The organism is Variovorax boronicumulans (genome assembly GCF_030812215.1).
In the GTDB taxonomy this organism is placed as follows: domain Bacteria; phylum Pseudomonadota; class Gammaproteobacteria; order Burkholderiales; family Burkholderiaceae_C; genus Variovorax; species Variovorax boronicumulans_C.
The window spans coordinates 114,296-128,121 of record NZ_JAUSSG010000005.1 but is presented as its reverse complement, the minus strand read 5'-3'; the positions used below and the strand labels follow the sequence as shown (position 1 = coordinate 128,121).

Genomic DNA, 13,826 nt, shown 5'->3' with positions numbered 1-13,826 from the left:
AGGGCAACGAACTCAGGCGGCGGCGACGACGCCTTCCCACGCCAGCGCCCGCTTGCGCTCGCGCACCCGCTTGGCATCGCCGCGCAGGATGGCCACCAGGTCGTACACATCGAATGGCAGGTGCGCACCGCGCCAGGCGACGTGCTGGTCCGCGCGGCAGAGCACCAGGCGGTGGGCGTAGGCCTTGGGCACTTCCTCGGTCTCGATGTCGAGCACCGTGAGCGGCATGTTGTAGGTCTGCGCGGCGCGCTCCAGGGGGCGCACATCCACGCTGCGGTCGAAGCGCAGCAGCGTGTAGCCGGGGCCGAACGCGTCGTACAGCGAGCGGCCGTCGGCCAGCCAGAAGTGCGGCGCGCGGCAACCCGGCACGGTGGAGGGCGTGAAGTCGCCCATCGAGTAGGGCGGCGCGGTGTGCTCGCCGTCCGCGATGATGATCGGCGAGCCCGTGTAGAAGTAGCCGAAGTTCAGTCCGGCGCAGCAGAACTGCTGCACGTTGAGCGCATAGGCCTCGCTGCCGATGTCGGCGCGCAGCGCATCGCCTTCGGCGCCGGGCGCCTCGATGTTCTGCGGCACGGCGCGGCGCGCGCGGATCATCTTCTGTGCATGGTCCATCGCGAAGTTCGAGACCTGCTCGGTGATCGGCTGGCGCTCGGCCTCGTAGGCGTCCAGCATCGCCTCGTCGCCCCAGCCCTGCACGCAGGCACCGAGCAGCCACGAGAGGTTCAGCGCATCGGCGATGCCCGCGTTCATGCCGTAGCCCGCGTACGGCACCCACAGGTGCGCCGCGTCGCCTGCGAGAAACACGTGGCCGTCGCGAAAACGGTTGGCCACGAGACGCCGGCCGATCCAGTCTTCCTTGCTGATGATCTCGTACCGGAAGTCGGGGCCCACGCCCAGGATGTCGCGCAGCGCCTGGTCGCGGTCGACCGAATCGAACTCGGGCTCCTCGGCATTGAGGTGGTTGTGCACCAGCCAGGTCTCGTGTCCGTCGATGGCGAACATCGTGCCGCAGCGGCGCGGGTTCATCGCGTAGTACGACCACGCCGGCTTGCCGGGAATCATGGCGCGCAGCTGCGGCGCGCGGATGAAGGTGGACTGCACGCGCTGGATGACTGCCGTGCCCTCGAGCTTGGCGCCGATCTGCTTGCGCACCGCCGAGCTGCCGCCGTCGCAGCCGACCATGTAGCGGCAGCGGATGCTGCGCGTGACGCCGCTGTCCATCTCGGTGGCGATGGCGGTCACGCCTTCCCGGTCCTGCGTGAAGCCCGCGAACTGCGTGCGGTTGAGCAACTGCACGCCCGGCAGCGCCGCCGTGTGCTTCAGGAGGATGGGCTCCAGGTAGATCTGGTTGATGCGGTGCGGCGGCTCGGGCGTGGGCCACCAGGCGTCGGGCCCCTCGGTTTCGGTGTAGCGGTCGCGCCGGCAAGGGATCGGAATGCGCGTGAGCTCGGTGCCCGTCACCGTGGTGCGGAACACCACGTCGTTCGGGTAGTCGGCGGGCAGGCCGGCATCGCGCAGCTTCTGCGCCACGCCCAGGCGCCGGAACTGCTCCATGGTGCGCGAGGCCACGTGGTTGCACTTCACGTTCGGCGGTTCGGCGAAGCGGCGGGTCTCGCAGATGATCACCGAGATGCCACGCGATGCGAGGTCCATCGCCAGCGTGAGGCCCACGGGGCCTGCACCGATGATGAGAACGTCGGCCTTGAGTGTGGTGTCGCTCATGGTTCTTTCCTGCCTGTTGTCTCTGTCTGTCTTGTTCTGTCAGTCGAGCTTGATGTTGGCGACCTGGATCACCTTGGCCCACTTCTTCGTTTCGCTGCGGATGTAGGCCTCGAAGGCCTCGGTCGATGCCGGTGCGGGCTCCGCGCCGAGGTTGCGCATCGAGGCCTTGATCTGTTCGTCGCCGAGCGCGGCGTTGATCTCGGCGTTGAGCCGCGCCACGATGGGCGCGGGCGTGCCGGCCGGCGCCACCACGCCGAACCAGCCGGTCGAGTTGTAGCCCGGCAGGCCCGCTTCGGCCACCGTGGGCACGTCGGGCAGCATCGGCACGCGCTGCGCGCTCGTTACGCCAAAGGCGATCAGCTTGCCGGCCCGGATCTGCTGCAGCGAGGCAGGCAGGTCGACCAGCGCGAGCTGCACCTGGCCCGCCATCGCGTCGAGCGCCGCCGGGCCGGAGCCGCGGTAGGGCACCTCGATCAGCTTCACATCGGCCATCTGCGCGAAGAGCGCGGTCGACAGGTGCATCGCGGTGCCGTTGCCGCCGTGGCCCATCGAGAGCGTGCCCGGCTTCGCCTTGGCCAGCGCGATCAGCTCGCGCAGCGTGCGCGCGCCCACCGAGGGATGCCCGACGATCACGAACGGCGTGGCAGCGACCATGCCGACCGGCTTGAAGTCCTTCACCGGGTCGAAGGGCATCTGCGGATACAAGTTCACATTGGCGGTGAGCGCCCCCGCCGCGCCCAGCCCGAGCGTGTAGCCGTCGGCCGGCGCCTTCGCCACCAGCGTGAGGCCGACGTTGCCACCGGCGCCGGGCCGGTTGTCCACCACCACCTGCTGGCCCAGCTTCTCGTTGAGCCGCGGCACCAGCATGCGCACCACCGCGTCCGCGCTCCCGCCGGGCGGGAAAGTCACCACCATGCGAATGGGATGAGAGGGGAAATCGGGGGCGGGCGCCTGCGCGAAGGACGGGGCACCGAAGAAGGTACAGGCCGTGGCCAGCAGCAATTGCCTGCGAAGCCGCTGCGCCTTGCTGGCGATCGGTGCTGTCATTTGAACTCCTTGATTTCTCTTTTTACTTTGTTTGGAGCCATTGAACGATACGGAAATTCATTCGTAAATCCAGAAATTTCGTATCAAATATCAGATCGCCTTATGAATGAAAACTTCGGTCCTACGTTCAGCCCGACGATTCGCCAGCTGCGTGCGTTCCTCGCGGTGCACCAACTGCGCAAGCTCAGTGCGGCCGCGCAGAAGCTCTTCGTGACCCAGTCCGCGGTGAGCATGCTGATCCGCCAGCTCGAAGAGGGCCTGGGCACGCGCCTGTTCGACCGCACCACGCGCTCGCTCAAGCCGACCGCGGCGGCCAACGAAATGCTGCCGATGGCCGAGCGCATCCTGCGCGACATCGATTCGCTCTCGACCGGGTTTCGCGAGCTCAGCACGCTCGAGCGCGGGCGTGTTTCCCTGGCCATCACGCCCACGCTCGCCACCTTCCTGCTGCCTGCGGCGATCCGCAGCTTCAGCGAAGAGCACCCGAAAGTTCGCGTGATGGTCAACGACTGCGCGCCCGACCAGTTCATCTCGCGCATCCTCGGCGAGCATGTGGACTTCGGCATCGGCACGCCCGAGCGGCCCGGTGCCGAGGTCGAGGTGCAGCGGCTCATGCGCGACCACCTCGCGCTCGTGTGCCGGAACGACCATCCCCTGGCCAAGGCGCGCGTGGTGCGATGGACCGACCTGGCCGGCCACCCCGTCATCACCGTGCGTCCCGGCTACGGCGTGCGCCCGCTCATCGACGGCACCGCCGCGGACGCCGGCGTGGCGCTGGACGTCGTGAACGAGGTGTCCTTTCTCTCCACGGCACTCTGGATGACGGCCAGCGGCATGGGCGCATCGATCATGCCCTCGGCCTTCGCGCGCGATGCGAACGAGCCGTCCTTGGTGATCAAGGTGCTCAGCGCGCCGCGTGTCTCGCGCGACATCTCGGTGGTCACCAAGCGCGGCCACTCGCTGTCGGTCGCGGCGCGCGCGCTGATCGACGCCATCAAGCGCTCTCTATAATTTTTCGATCCACACAAATCGGGGAGGGCCCGTCCCATGAAAGCTTTCATTCAACGCATGGGCGCCCTGTCGCTCGTCCTGGCCTTCGGCCTCATGCTTGCGGCCTGCGGCAACAAGGAGGCCGAGCAGCGCACCGCCTTCATCGAATTCCTCCAGACCCGCGTGCTCGACAAGCCGGGCCTCCGCGTGCCGTCTCCGAGCGAAGAGCAGAAGGCGTCCTTCGGCGACTACGCCAAGCACTACGCGGTGATCACCGACTTCACCGAGGGCATGAACAAGTCGGTGAGCCAGCCGATGGGCGAGGTCATGGCCAAGGGCGCGCTGCGCTCCATCGGCGACCTGGCAACGCGCCGCGACGACCTCAAGGCGGCAAAGGAGGGGCTTGCGGGTCTTCGCACCGCGCTCGACCAGCAACTGGCCAAGGCCGATGCGGCACGCGCGCAGCTCAAGCAGCCCGACGACCTGAAGCAGGTCTACGACAAGGCTTACGAGAAGACCGTCTCGACGCCGGCCGCCACCTTCAAGGAAGTATTCCCCGCGCTCGACACCACCTTCGACGGCGCGCTGGCCGTGGGCGAGTTCCTGCAGCAGAACAAGTCGAAGATCCAGATCTCCGGCGCGTCGGTGACGGTGACCGATCCGGCCCTGCAGGCGGAACTCAACAAGATGCTGCAGAACTTGAACGGCCAGTCCGCGGCGATCAACGCCGCGCAGCGCAAGATGCAGGCGGTGGTCCGCGGAGGATGAGGCTCGCCCCCAGGCTTCGCGCACTTCGTGTCGCTTCTCCAACCCCCTACCGGGGGCAACACCAGCGGCCCGGCAAAGCCGGTTCCGCGGTGTTTCACGAAAAAGCCTCAGTCGGTCAGTTGAAGTGGTCGAACGAGCCGAAGCGCTGCGACACCGGCGCGCCGCTCGCGTCGACGATGCGCAGGCCTGCTTCGGCATCGATGCGGCCGATGCGCGTCAAGCGTGTGGCGCTGTTCTTGCCGGCTTGCTCGACCGCCGCGCGCGCCGAGGGCTGTGCGGTGAACACCAACTCGTAGTCGTCGCCGCCTGACAACGCGCAGGTGCGCAGCATCTCGACGCCCACGCCGGGCGTGGCGGCCGCAACCACCGTGCTCACGGCCGCATCGGCATCGAGCGTGGCGCCCACGTTGCTCGATCCGAGAATGTGGCCCAGGTCGCCGACCAAGCCATCGCTCACATCCACTGCCGACGATGCGATGCCGCGCAGGGCCTGCCCCAGCGCCACGCGCGGCGTGGGTTGTTCCATCCGCATGCGGGCTTGCGCGAACACATCGGCAGGCAATGCCATCGTGCCGCGAAACACCTCGAGCGCCAGCCGCGCATCGCCCAGCGTGCCGCTGACCCAGATATCGTCGCCGGCCCGCGCGCCCGAGCGCAGCAGCGCCGCGCCGGCGGGCACTTCGCCGAACACCGTGATGCAGATGTTGAGCGGGCCGCGCGTGGTGTCGCCGCCCACGAGTTCGCAGCCGTGTTCGTCCGCAAGCGCGAAGAGGCCGCGCGAAAAGCCTTCGAGCCAGTGCTCGTCCACGCCAGGCAATGCGAGCGCGAGCGTGAAGGCCAGCGGCTTCGCGCCGCAGGCCGCGAGGTCGCTGAGGTTCACCGCCAGCGCCTTGTGGCCGAGGCGCGCCGGCTCGACGGTCGAGAGAAAGTGCCGGCCCTCGACCAGCATGTCGGAGGACACGGCGAGCTGCATGCCCGGCGCGGGTGCGAGCAAGGCGCAGTCGTCGCCGACGCCCAGCGGGGAGCGCTTGGCGGGGCGTTTGAAGTAGCGTGTGATCAGGTCGAATTCACCCATGGGGGTGGAGCATAAGGGGTGCTCAGGCGGCGCCCCTGAACCTCAACGCCGCCTGCCGCACCACCTCCGCCAGCAACCGCTCCTTCCCCTGCTTCTCCCGCAGCCACCGCGCATCGTTGCGGTTGGCCTCCACGCTGGTGCGCAGTTCGCCCAGCGCCTGCGTGGCGTTGAGCGCCTCGCTGTGCCATTCGAGCTGTGTCATCGTCATCAGGATGTGGTCGCGCAGCGGCATGTGCTGGCCGCTGGCCGGATCGACGTACACCGCGTCGAGCCCGAAGCGGCAGGCCTGGAAGCGGTTGTAGGTGTAGACGAGGTAGTCGTCCTCCGTCGGCTCGAAAGGCTGCTCCTGCAGGAACCAGGCGGCGAGCGATTGCACATAGCCCGCGAGCGCGGCGGCGCGCTCCACCGTGAGGGGCGTGTCGAACACGCGGATCTCGATGGTGCCGAATTCGGGCTTGGGGCGAATGTCCCAATAGAAGTCCTTCATGCTGCGCACGACGCCGGTGCGGGTCATGCGCTCGAAGTACGCCTCGAACTCTTTCCAGCTCAGCGTGAACGGCGCGCGGCCCGAAAGCGGGAACGCGAACACCGAATTCAGCCGCGCCGAGTCGAACTGCGTGTCCTGCCCCTGCACGAATGGCGACGAGGCCGACAGCGCGATGAAGTGCGGGATGTAGCGCGACATGCGGTGCAGCATCAGCAGAGCTGCATCGGCATCGGGGCAGCCGATGTGCACATGCTGGCCGAAGATGGTGAACTGCTTGGAGAGGTAGCCGTACAGCTCCGACAGTTCGCGAAAGCGCGGCTTGTCGTAGATGCGCCGCTCGTGCCATTGCTGGAACGCATGCGTGCCGCCGCCGACCACCGCGATGTTGAGCTTGTCGGCGTTCCTGATGAGCGCCTCGCGGATCGGCGAGAGCTGCTTGATCACGTCCGCCGCCGAGTGGCAGATGTCGGTGGAGATCTCGATCATGCTCGAGGTCATCTCGGGCACCACGCTGCCGGGCAGGGGCGTCTGCGCCATCAGGCGCAGCATGTCCTCGGCGTAGGGCGCGAGGTCGTAGTCGTGGGTGTTCACGAGCTGCAGCTCGAGCTCCACGCCGAGCGACAGCGCCTCGGACTTGTTGAACGGTTCGAGTTTGACCGCGCGGCTGTCGGGGGCGGCCGCAAGCGGTGCCGAGCGCACGTCGTCACTGTCCGGATCGATGGGGGTCTGGAGGGCGGTGCTCATCGCTGCGTGTCCTCGGTGGTGCTGAAGGCCTGGGGCGCCCAGGGCACCGAGCTCTCGCCGACCGCATGGATGGCCACGGTGGCGAGCACGGCGCCCACCACTTCCATCAGCAGGATCGACGGCAGGGCGACCTGCGTGATCATGGTGCCGAGCAGTGGCGACGCGGTGGCGAAATTCGATGCGATCAGAAGGGCGATCGACGACAGCGGCGACATCGCGCAGCCGACCCAGAAGGCCTGCTTCCAGCTCGCGCCGCTGCCGGGGTTGGCAATGGCCACGCCGGAAATCTTGGCGACCATGCGCACGCCGATCACGGCCAGCACCACGCTGGCCACCGGCAATGTCCAGTCGGCCTGCGCCGCCACGATGGAGACCAGCACGAACATCAGCATGGTGAGAAGCGACGCCGCGGTGCCGAGCTGCCGTTGCCATGCCCAGGGCTTGGGGTTGAGGGTTTTCAGCAGCACGCCGCCGATCAGCGCCGCCAGCGGCGCCGAGCCGCCGACGTGCGCGGTGAGCGCCGCGCCGGCCGCGATGAGCGCGAGCAGCAGGATCGAGGTGTTCTCGCTCGTCGGGCTCATCACGCGCAGCGCGGTGCGCAGGGCCAGCGCCATGATCGCGCCGACCACGAACGAGAGGCCGAGCACCACCGCCACCGGGTAGAGCTTCTGCAGCAGGGTCTGCGGCGCGCGCTCGATGAGGCCGGCCTGCGCGTAGCCGAGCGCGAGCGCATAGAAGGTGTTGAGCGTGGCCAGCGTCATCGCGCGCTCGGTGACGGGCCCCGCGGCGCGGGTGTCGATGATCACGCGGCTCAACACCGCGGGCGAGGCGATGATGGCCATCAACGCGATCGGGTTGGCTACCGGGTCGGGCAGGCCGAGCAGCTGCAGCGTCCAGAACACGCCGAAATACGTCAGCGTGGCTTCGAGCAAGCTCTGCACCAGCACCATCGGGTTGTGACGGAACCAGCGCAGCGGCAGCCGGCCGCCGGCTTCGAACAGCACCACCGCCACGCCCAGCTCGAGCAGGAACAGGCTGATGCCGCGAAGCGGCCAGATCGCCCCCTCGAAGCCGGCAAAGCCGACGACCGCGCCCACCAGCGAGTAGCCGATCACCTTGGGCAGCCCCAGATAGCGTTGGACCAGGTGGCCGGAGGCGGCGGCCGCGGCCAGCAGCAGCGACCAGAGCACGATGGGCAGGCCGGCCGAAGGGCGGGCCCATTCGGACCAGAAGCCCAGCAGATCGTTGAGGAGGCTTGTCAAATTCATGCAGGTAGAAAGAAGCTCACAGGCCGGCTGCGCCAGCGCGCCCAGATGGCGCTGCGAATGCGGGCGCGATCACCGAGGCTCACGCTGTGCGCACGCAGCGCGAGGCGGAATGCGAAATAGAAACTCACGCTCACATTGAGCGCACCGATCACAGGGATCGCCGCCACCGCCCACCAGAGGGCGGGGTGCTGCAGCACCGACAGCCCCGTGGATGCCGCGGCCGCGGCAATCTGCCCGGCTGAGAGTGTCACGTGGCGCACATCCAGCCCAAGCCCGAAGAAACCCGCGAACGCGGGCAGCAGTCCGAGCATGAGTCCCAGCGAGATGTTGGAGGCGAAGCCTGAGATGTGTGTGCGCATGAAGGTGGCCCAGCGGCGAGCCCGGGCGGCACCCAGAAAGGCACCGATGCGTGGGTTGTAACGCATGGCGGAGTCCAGGCGATGCAGGACAAAGGCGTTTTCTGTCCATCCGGCGACGATGCTGGCCGAAAACAGCAGGATGCCGGTGATTGCCGCGAAAAGCGCGGTCGGCCCGGCGAGCGAGAGCGAATTCAGCGTGGCTGCGGCATGCGCCGCATCCAGCAGCGGCCGCCCGAGCGCGTACTGCACCAGGAGCGCGAGCGCGACCATCGCCGGCACCACCACCAGCACGTTGCCCAGCACCGCCGCCACCTGCGAGCGCACGAGGTTGGCCACTTCGTCGACGAAGTGGTCCACCGCTCCATCCGCCTTGATGTCGCGCAGCCGCGCCGCGAGCGCCGGTGCCGTCATCGCGGGCTGCTTGGTGGCGAGCGTCAGGTGCAGCAGCTGGATCGCGACGAAGCTCGCCGCATACATCAGGCCCGAGGCGAGGCCGGCCCAGAAGGCCGACAGTGCCAGCGCGTAGATGCCGAATTTCAGCAGCACCGTCACGGCCGTGAGCGCGCCGCCGCCCGCAGCCTTTTTCACCATCTGCAGGTAGCTGGTGCGGTCGCGGGTGATGTAGTGCTCGCCGGTCTCGGCGCTGCGCTCGGTCACCTTGGCCGCGAGCATCGACGAGTTCGAGGCGACCAGTGCCCGGATGCTGTTGCGCTCCCCGCCCGCCAGCACCAGCTTGCCGATGAGCCGCGCCACGCTGGGCGCGGGCACGGGCGACATCAGGCAGTCGAGCAGCTCGCGGATGCGCAGCACACGCTCGCGCAACTGGCGCAGCCGGAACACCAGGCCGACCGAGATGCCGTTGTCTTCCAGGTGCGTGTAGACCGATGCAGCGCTGGCGCGGCAGGCATCGAGCCGGTCACGGAAGGCGACGAAGGCGGCCTGCAGCGCTTCTTCGCTTTCTGCGCCCGCGGGCTGCTCGAACATCTGCTCGCGCAGTTCGTCGAGGTCGGCCATCAGCGCGTGGAAGGAGCGCGCCTCGTGGTGTTCCGGGTTCATGCGCAGGCGCAGCTCGGGCGAGAAACCGGCCGCCACCACCTGGCTGGCGCAGTAGGTGACTGCATCCATCACGGTATGGCGCCAGCGCGGCGCGCCGCCGGCGTCCACCGTCGCGTCGGCCAGCAGCGCGCCGATGCGGGCGAGCTGGGTTTCGTCGAGCAGCGCGATCCAGCCGGCGTCGAACACGCCGGGCAGCACCATGCGGAACAGGTCCGACGCATCGGTGGTCTCGGGCGTGCCGGGCAGGATCTTGCGGCGCAGCCGTTCGCTCAGTTCGCTCACGAACGCGGTGCGCGGCGCGAAGCCGTAGTCGGCCAGCAGCGTGGTCAGGTCGACCGACTGCGTGAACACGCGCCACCAGGCGCGCAGGCGCTCGCGCAGCTCGGGCCGCGCCTCGACGGCGTCCAGCAGCAAGGAGACGCGGCCGATCGCCGCCTGGGGCGATGCGCGGTCGCCGCGCAGCCAGTCGAAGAGATTGATGAGCCAGATGTGGCGCTGCGCCACATCGGCCGTGGGGTCGAGGCCGGCAAGCAGCCCCTGCAAGTCGCGCGATGCGGCAGCCATGGGAGTCAGGAGTTCAATTCAATACAAGGAACACCGCCGAACCGGCTTCGCCGGGCCGCCGGTGTTGCCCCCGGCGAGGGGGAAGGAGAAGCGACACGAAGTGCGCGAAGCCTGGGGGAGCGCCTAGTGCAGCACGCGGGATACGGGTGCACCGCCGATGTCGGCCTCGAGCACGAACATCGGCACGGGCACATCGAAACGCTCGCCTTCCTCGGTCACCACGAAGAAGCTGCCATGCATCGTGCCGCTCGCCGCCTGCAGCCGGCACCCGCTGGTGTAGCGGAACGATTCGCCCGGCGCCAGCAGCGGCTGCTGGCCGATCACGCCCAGGCCCTTCACTTCCTGCGGATGGCCCGAAGCGTCGTTGATGAGCCAGTGACGCGCGATCAGTTGCGCACCCACCGAGCCCACGTTGGTGATGGTGATCGTGTAGGAGAAGGTGTAGATGTTGTCCTTCGGGGAGGACTGGTCGGCCAGGTAGCGTGGCTCGACCTGGACGCTGAAGGGGCTGTGTGACATGGGGCGGATGGTAACGGAGGCCTTTCCTCGGACTTCCGCTCGCTGCGAGAATCCGGGGTTATGAGCACCCCGTTCCGCATCGCCCCCTCCATCCTCTCGGCCGACTTCGCCCACCTCGGCCAGGAACTGACCGACGTGATCGCCGCCGGCGCCGACTGGATCCATTTCGACGTGATGGACAACCACTACGTGCCGAACCTGACCTTCGGCCCGATGATCTGCCAGGCGCTCAAGCCCTACGCCAAGAAGGCCGACGGCACGCCGGTGCCGGTCGACGTGCACCTGATGATCCAGCCGGTCGACGCCCTGGCGGCCTCTTTTGCGCAAGCGGGCGCCGACTACATCAGCTTCCACCCCGACGCATCGCCCCATGTGCACCGCAGCATCCAGGCCATCAAGGCCGCGGGCTGCAAGGCGGGGCTGGTGTTCAACCCGGGGCTGGGCCTGGAGGCGCTGGACTGGGCCATCGACGACATCGATCTCATCCTCATCATGAGCGTGAACCCCGGCTTCGGCGGCCAGAGCTTCATCGACTCGGCCCTGCGCAAGATCGAACTCGCGCGCAAGCGCATCGAGCAAAGCGGGCGCGACATCCGCCTCGAAGTGGACGGCGGCATCAAGGCCGACAACATCGCGCGCGTGGCCTCGGCCGGCGCCGACACCTTCGTGGCCGGCAGCGCGATCTTCAATGCCAAGGACTACGGCGCGGTGATCGGCGAGATGCGCAAGAACCTAGCCGGCGTCAGCGCCTGACCTTGTCGTTGTAGACGCGGTCGGCCTCCGGCCCGCGGTCGGTGTCGACCACGCCGCGTTCCACGTCGTCATGCGCCTGGCGGCCCACCCTGGTGGGCTTGCCGTCCGGGGTCTGCTGGCTGTCCGACGACTGGTCGTGCTCGTGCGGCAGGCGCGGCGCCGATTCGCCGCCCTGTTCGACATTGGTCTTGCCGCCGCCCGCGTCCTTCGACGGGTCTTTCGGATCGGTGGGCGGGTTCTGGCTGGTCTTGGCTCGGGTCATGCGATGGCTCCTTCGTGGCGTTGCCTGGCAGCGTGCCCCGCAAGGCCGGCCTCGGCGGTAGGACATGCAAGGCAGGCCCTGTAGGTGGCCGCTCGGGTGCTATGAAACAGATAGCGGCTTTGCGCCGACGAAAGGGCCTCCGCAATAATCCCCCGCATGTCTTCCGATCCTTTTGCCGGCGTGGCGACCGACAGCCTGCGCATCCACACCTTCGCCTCGCTCCATCCCGGTCCGCGCCTGCTCGTGATCGGCGGCGTGCACGGCGACGAGACCTGCGGCACCGCGGGCATCGAGCGCGTCCTGGCCGAGTTCGATGCCGGCACGCTGCAGCTGCAGCGCGGCGAGCTGACGCTGGTGCCCGTGGCCAACCCGCTGGCGCGCCGGCGCCTGCAGCGCGAAGGCGAGCGCAACCTCAACCGCCTGTTCCGCCCGACCGACGAGCCCGTCGACTACGAAGCCCGCATCACCAACCGCCTCGCGCCCGTCATCGCGCGCCACGAGGTGCTGCTCGACCTGCATTCCTTCCAGAGCGAGGGCGAGGCCTTCGCGATGATCGGCCCGCGCGACAACACCGGCACGCTGGAGCCCTTTGCGCGTTCCTATGAAGAGGGCCAGCTTGCGCTGCACATCGGCACGCCCATCGTGGTGGAAGGCTGGCTCGACATCTACGCCGCCGGCCTCGCGCAGCGCGCGGGCGGCGCACCGGCCGACGAGGCCGCGCTCGACTTCGGCCGGGGCACCAACGAATACATCCGCAGCTGCGGCGGCTACGGCGTCACGCTCGAATGCGGCCAGCACCAGGACCCCGAGGCGCCCGAGGTGGCGTGGCGCGCCATCCGCCGCACGCTCGCGCTGCTGGGCATGGCGCCGCTGCCGGCCGCGCTGCCTGCAGCATCGGTACAGCCCAAGCTGCTGCGCCTGGCCAGCGTGACCGACCGCCTGCATGAAGAAGACAGCTTCGTGCGCGACTGGGCCACCTTCGACGCGGTGCAGCGCGGCGAGCCAGTCGGCATGCGCCACGACGGCACGCTGGTGACCGCGCCCGGCGACGGCTTCATCGTGTTCCCCAACGCGCTCGCGCTGCCGGGCACCGAATGGTTCTACTTCGCGCACCCGAGCGAGCGAATGCTCGGGCCGGCGACCGGCACGGCCTGAGGCCGCGTTCCTACACCGCGCGGCCCGGGGCGCGGCACACATTCCGAAACTGAAGGAGTGTGCCCATGCCCGTCTCGAAAAAAGCCCCCGCGCCGCGCGTCCTGTGGAAGGGCGCCATCAGTTTCGGCCTCGTCCACATTCCGGTGGCGCTCTATTCGGCCACCACCGACCACGGCATTGACTTCGACTGGCTCGACAAGCGCAGCATGGACCCGGTCGGCTACAAGCGCATCAACAAGAAGACCGGCAGGGAAATCACGCGCGAGAACATCGTCAAGGGCGTGGAATACGAAGACGGCGAGTACGTGGTGCTCAGCGACAAGGAAATCGCGGCCGCCTACCCCAAGACGACGCAGACCATCGAGATCGAGACCTTCGTGCCCGCGAACGGCATTCCGTTCGTGTACCTGGAGCGGCCCTACTACGTGGCGCCGATCAACAAGGGCGCCAAGGTCTATGCGCTGCTGCGCGAAACCTTGCAGCGCAGCGAGCGTGTGGGCGTGGCGCGCGTGGTGATCCAGACCAAGCAGCACCTGGCGGTGCTGGTGCCTGTGGGCCCCGGCCTCGTGCTGAACCTGCTGCGCTGGGGCGCCGACATCCGCCCGTGGAACGACCTGCCGCTGCCGTCCGAAGACGCGAAGAAGGCGGGCCTCACCGAGCGCGAGCTCAAGATGGCCAAGCAACTCGTCGAGGACATGAGCGGCGACTGGGACCCGATGGAATTCAAGGACGAGTTCAAGGACGAGATCCTGCGCCTGGTCGACCGCAAGGTGAAGGCCGGCCAGACCGAGACGGTGACGCAGCCCGAGCCCGAAGAGGGCCAGTCGACCGAGGGCAAGGGCGCCAAGATCATCGACCTCACCGAACTGCTGCAGCGCAGCCTGCGCAACAAGGGCGGAAAGACGAAGGCCGCGGCCAATGACGAGGACGAGGCAGAAGACGACGAGCCCGCGCCTCGCGCGAAGCCCGCTGCAAAGAAGCGCAAGCCCGCCGCAAAGGCCGCTTCGAAAACAGCATCGAAGACCACCCCCCGCCATCGCCGCGCGGCCTGAGGCGC

13 protein-coding genes are annotated in these 13,826 nt (G+C 68.2%); 5 read left to right on the top strand and 8 right to left on the bottom strand.

Going from position 1 to position 13,826, the window contains the following annotated elements; genetic code table 11:
• Positions 1-12: 12 nt before the first annotated feature.
• Both J2W23_RS15140 and J2W23_RS15135 read right to left on the bottom strand, forming a co-directional pair.
• Positions 13-1,722, bottom strand: coding sequence for an FAD-dependent oxidoreductase (locus J2W23_RS15140; protein WP_307649312.1), 1,710 nt, complete (start codon positions 1,720-1,722; stop codon positions 13-15).
• 39 nt (positions 1,723-1,761) lie between these two features.
• Complete coding sequence (locus J2W23_RS15135) at positions 1,762-2,769, bottom strand: Bug family tripartite tricarboxylate transporter substrate binding protein (protein WP_307649311.1); 1,008 nt, start codon at positions 2,767-2,769, stop codon at positions 1,762-1,764.
• Positions 2,770-2,871: 102 nt separating this feature from the next.
• Here J2W23_RS15135 and J2W23_RS15130 point away from each other — a divergent pair, with 102 nt between their 5' ends.
• On the top strand, positions 2,872-3,780 hold the full coding sequence (locus J2W23_RS15130; RefSeq protein WP_307649310.1) for a LysR family transcriptional regulator: 909 nt from the start codon (positions 2,872-2,874) through the stop codon (positions 3,778-3,780).
• Between the two features lie 36 nt (positions 3,781-3,816).
• On the top strand, positions 3,817-4,527 hold the full coding sequence (locus J2W23_RS15125; RefSeq protein WP_307649309.1) for a DUF3053 domain-containing protein: 711 nt from the start codon (positions 3,817-3,819) through the stop codon (positions 4,525-4,527).
• A 115-nt stretch (positions 4,528-4,642) separates the two neighbouring features.
• Here J2W23_RS15125 and thiL read toward each other — a convergent pair whose 3' ends face one another.
• The 5 genes from thiL to apaG all read right to left on the bottom strand — a co-directional run bounded on the left by thiL (position 4,643) and on the right by apaG (position 10,599).
• Entirely contained in the window at positions 4,643-5,602 is a 960-nt protein-coding gene (thiL, locus tag J2W23_RS15120) for a thiamine-phosphate kinase (RefSeq protein ID WP_307649308.1), read from the bottom strand.
• A 22-nt stretch (positions 5,603-5,624) separates the two neighbouring features.
• The gene (locus J2W23_RS15115) at positions 5,625-6,833 is read right to left on the bottom strand and encodes a YbdK family carboxylate-amine ligase (protein WP_307649307.1); all 1,209 of its coding nucleotides are present in this window, start codon (positions 6,831-6,833) and stop codon (positions 5,625-5,627) included.
• Positions 6,830-8,101, bottom strand: coding sequence for a cation:proton antiporter (locus J2W23_RS15110; RefSeq protein ID WP_176660856.1), 1,272 nt, complete (start codon positions 8,099-8,101; stop codon positions 6,830-6,832). The genes J2W23_RS15115 and J2W23_RS15110 overlap by 4 nt, the downstream gene beginning before the upstream one ends.
• Positions 8,098-10,080, bottom strand: coding sequence for a site-specific recombinase (locus tag J2W23_RS15105; RefSeq protein WP_307649306.1), 1,983 nt, complete (start codon positions 10,078-10,080; stop codon positions 8,098-8,100). The genes J2W23_RS15110 and J2W23_RS15105 overlap by 4 nt, the downstream gene beginning before the upstream one ends.
• A gap of 123 nt (positions 10,081-10,203) precedes the next feature.
• Positions 10,204-10,599, bottom strand: a complete 396-nt coding sequence (apaG, locus tag J2W23_RS15100; RefSeq protein WP_176660858.1) for a Co2+/Mg2+ efflux protein ApaG — start codon at positions 10,597-10,599, stop codon at positions 10,204-10,206.
• A 60-nt stretch (positions 10,600-10,659) separates the two neighbouring features.
• On the opposite strand from apaG, the gene rpe reads away from it, so the two are divergent.
• Positions 10,660-11,352, top strand: coding sequence for a ribulose-phosphate 3-epimerase (rpe, locus tag J2W23_RS15095; protein WP_307649305.1), 693 nt, complete (start codon positions 10,660-10,662; stop codon positions 11,350-11,352).
• Here rpe and J2W23_RS15090 read toward each other — a convergent pair.
• Positions 11,342-11,614, bottom strand: coding sequence for a hypothetical protein (locus tag J2W23_RS15090; protein ID WP_307649304.1), 273 nt, complete (start codon positions 11,612-11,614; stop codon positions 11,342-11,344). The genes rpe and J2W23_RS15090 overlap by 11 nt on opposite strands.
• Positions 11,615-11,770: 156 nt before the next feature.
• Here J2W23_RS15090 and J2W23_RS15085 point away from each other — a divergent pair, with 156 nt between their 5' ends.
• Both J2W23_RS15085 and ku read left to right on the top strand, forming a co-directional pair.
• Positions 11,771-12,769 carry a succinylglutamate desuccinylase/aspartoacylase domain-containing protein gene (locus J2W23_RS15085; RefSeq protein WP_307649303.1) on the top strand — a complete coding sequence of 333 codons (999 nt, stop codon included), beginning with the start codon at positions 11,771-11,773 and terminating at the stop codon, positions 12,767-12,769.
• 65 nt (positions 12,770-12,834) lie between these two features.
• Complete coding sequence (gene ku, locus J2W23_RS15080) at positions 12,835-13,821, top strand: non-homologous end joining protein Ku (RefSeq protein ID WP_307649302.1); 987 nt, start codon at positions 12,835-12,837, stop codon at positions 13,819-13,821.
• Positions 13,822-13,826: the final 5 nt, after the last annotated feature.

Bases quoted from the DNA above. Each gene is read 5' to 3' on its own strand.
- J2W23_RS15140 (WP_307649312.1), bottom strand. From the start codon at position 1,722: ATGAGCGACACCACACTCAAGGCCGACGTTCTCATCATCGGTGCAGGC.
- ku (WP_307649302.1), top strand. From the start codon at position 12,835: ATGCCCGTCTCGAAAAAAGCCCCCGCGCCGCGCGTCCTGTGGAAGGGC.
- J2W23_RS15125 (WP_307649309.1), top strand. From the start codon at position 3,817: ATGAAAGCTTTCATTCAACGCATGGGCGCCCTGTCGCTCGTCCTGGCC.
- J2W23_RS15085 (WP_307649303.1), top strand. From the start codon at position 11,771: ATGTCTTCCGATCCTTTTGCCGGCGTGGCGACCGACAGCCTGCGCATC.
- J2W23_RS15105 (WP_307649306.1), bottom strand. From the start codon at position 10,080: ATGGCTGCCGCATCGCGCGACTTGCAGGGGCTGCTTGCCGGCCTCGAC.
- J2W23_RS15110 (WP_176660856.1), bottom strand. From the start codon at position 8,101: ATGAATTTGACAAGCCTCCTCAACGATCTGCTGGGCTTCTGGTCCGAA.
- J2W23_RS15135 (WP_307649311.1), bottom strand. From the start codon at position 2,769: ATGACAGCACCGATCGCCAGCAAGGCGCAGCGGCTTCGCAGGCAATTG.
- J2W23_RS15115 (WP_307649307.1), bottom strand. From the start codon at position 6,833: ATGAGCACCGCCCTCCAGACCCCCATCGATCCGGACAGTGACGACGTG.
- apaG (WP_176660858.1), bottom strand. From the start codon at position 10,599: ATGTCACACAGCCCCTTCAGCGTCCAGGTCGAGCCACGCTACCTGGCC.
- J2W23_RS15090 (WP_307649304.1), bottom strand. From the start codon at position 11,614: ATGACCCGAGCCAAGACCAGCCAGAACCCGCCCACCGATCCGAAAGAC.
- rpe (WP_307649305.1), top strand. From the start codon at position 10,660: ATGAGCACCCCGTTCCGCATCGCCCCCTCCATCCTCTCGGCCGACTTC.
- thiL (WP_307649308.1), bottom strand. From the start codon at position 5,602: ATGGGTGAATTCGACCTGATCACACGCTACTTCAAACGCCCCGCCAAG.
- J2W23_RS15130 (WP_307649310.1), top strand. From the start codon at position 2,872: ATGAATGAAAACTTCGGTCCTACGTTCAGCCCGACGATTCGCCAGCTG.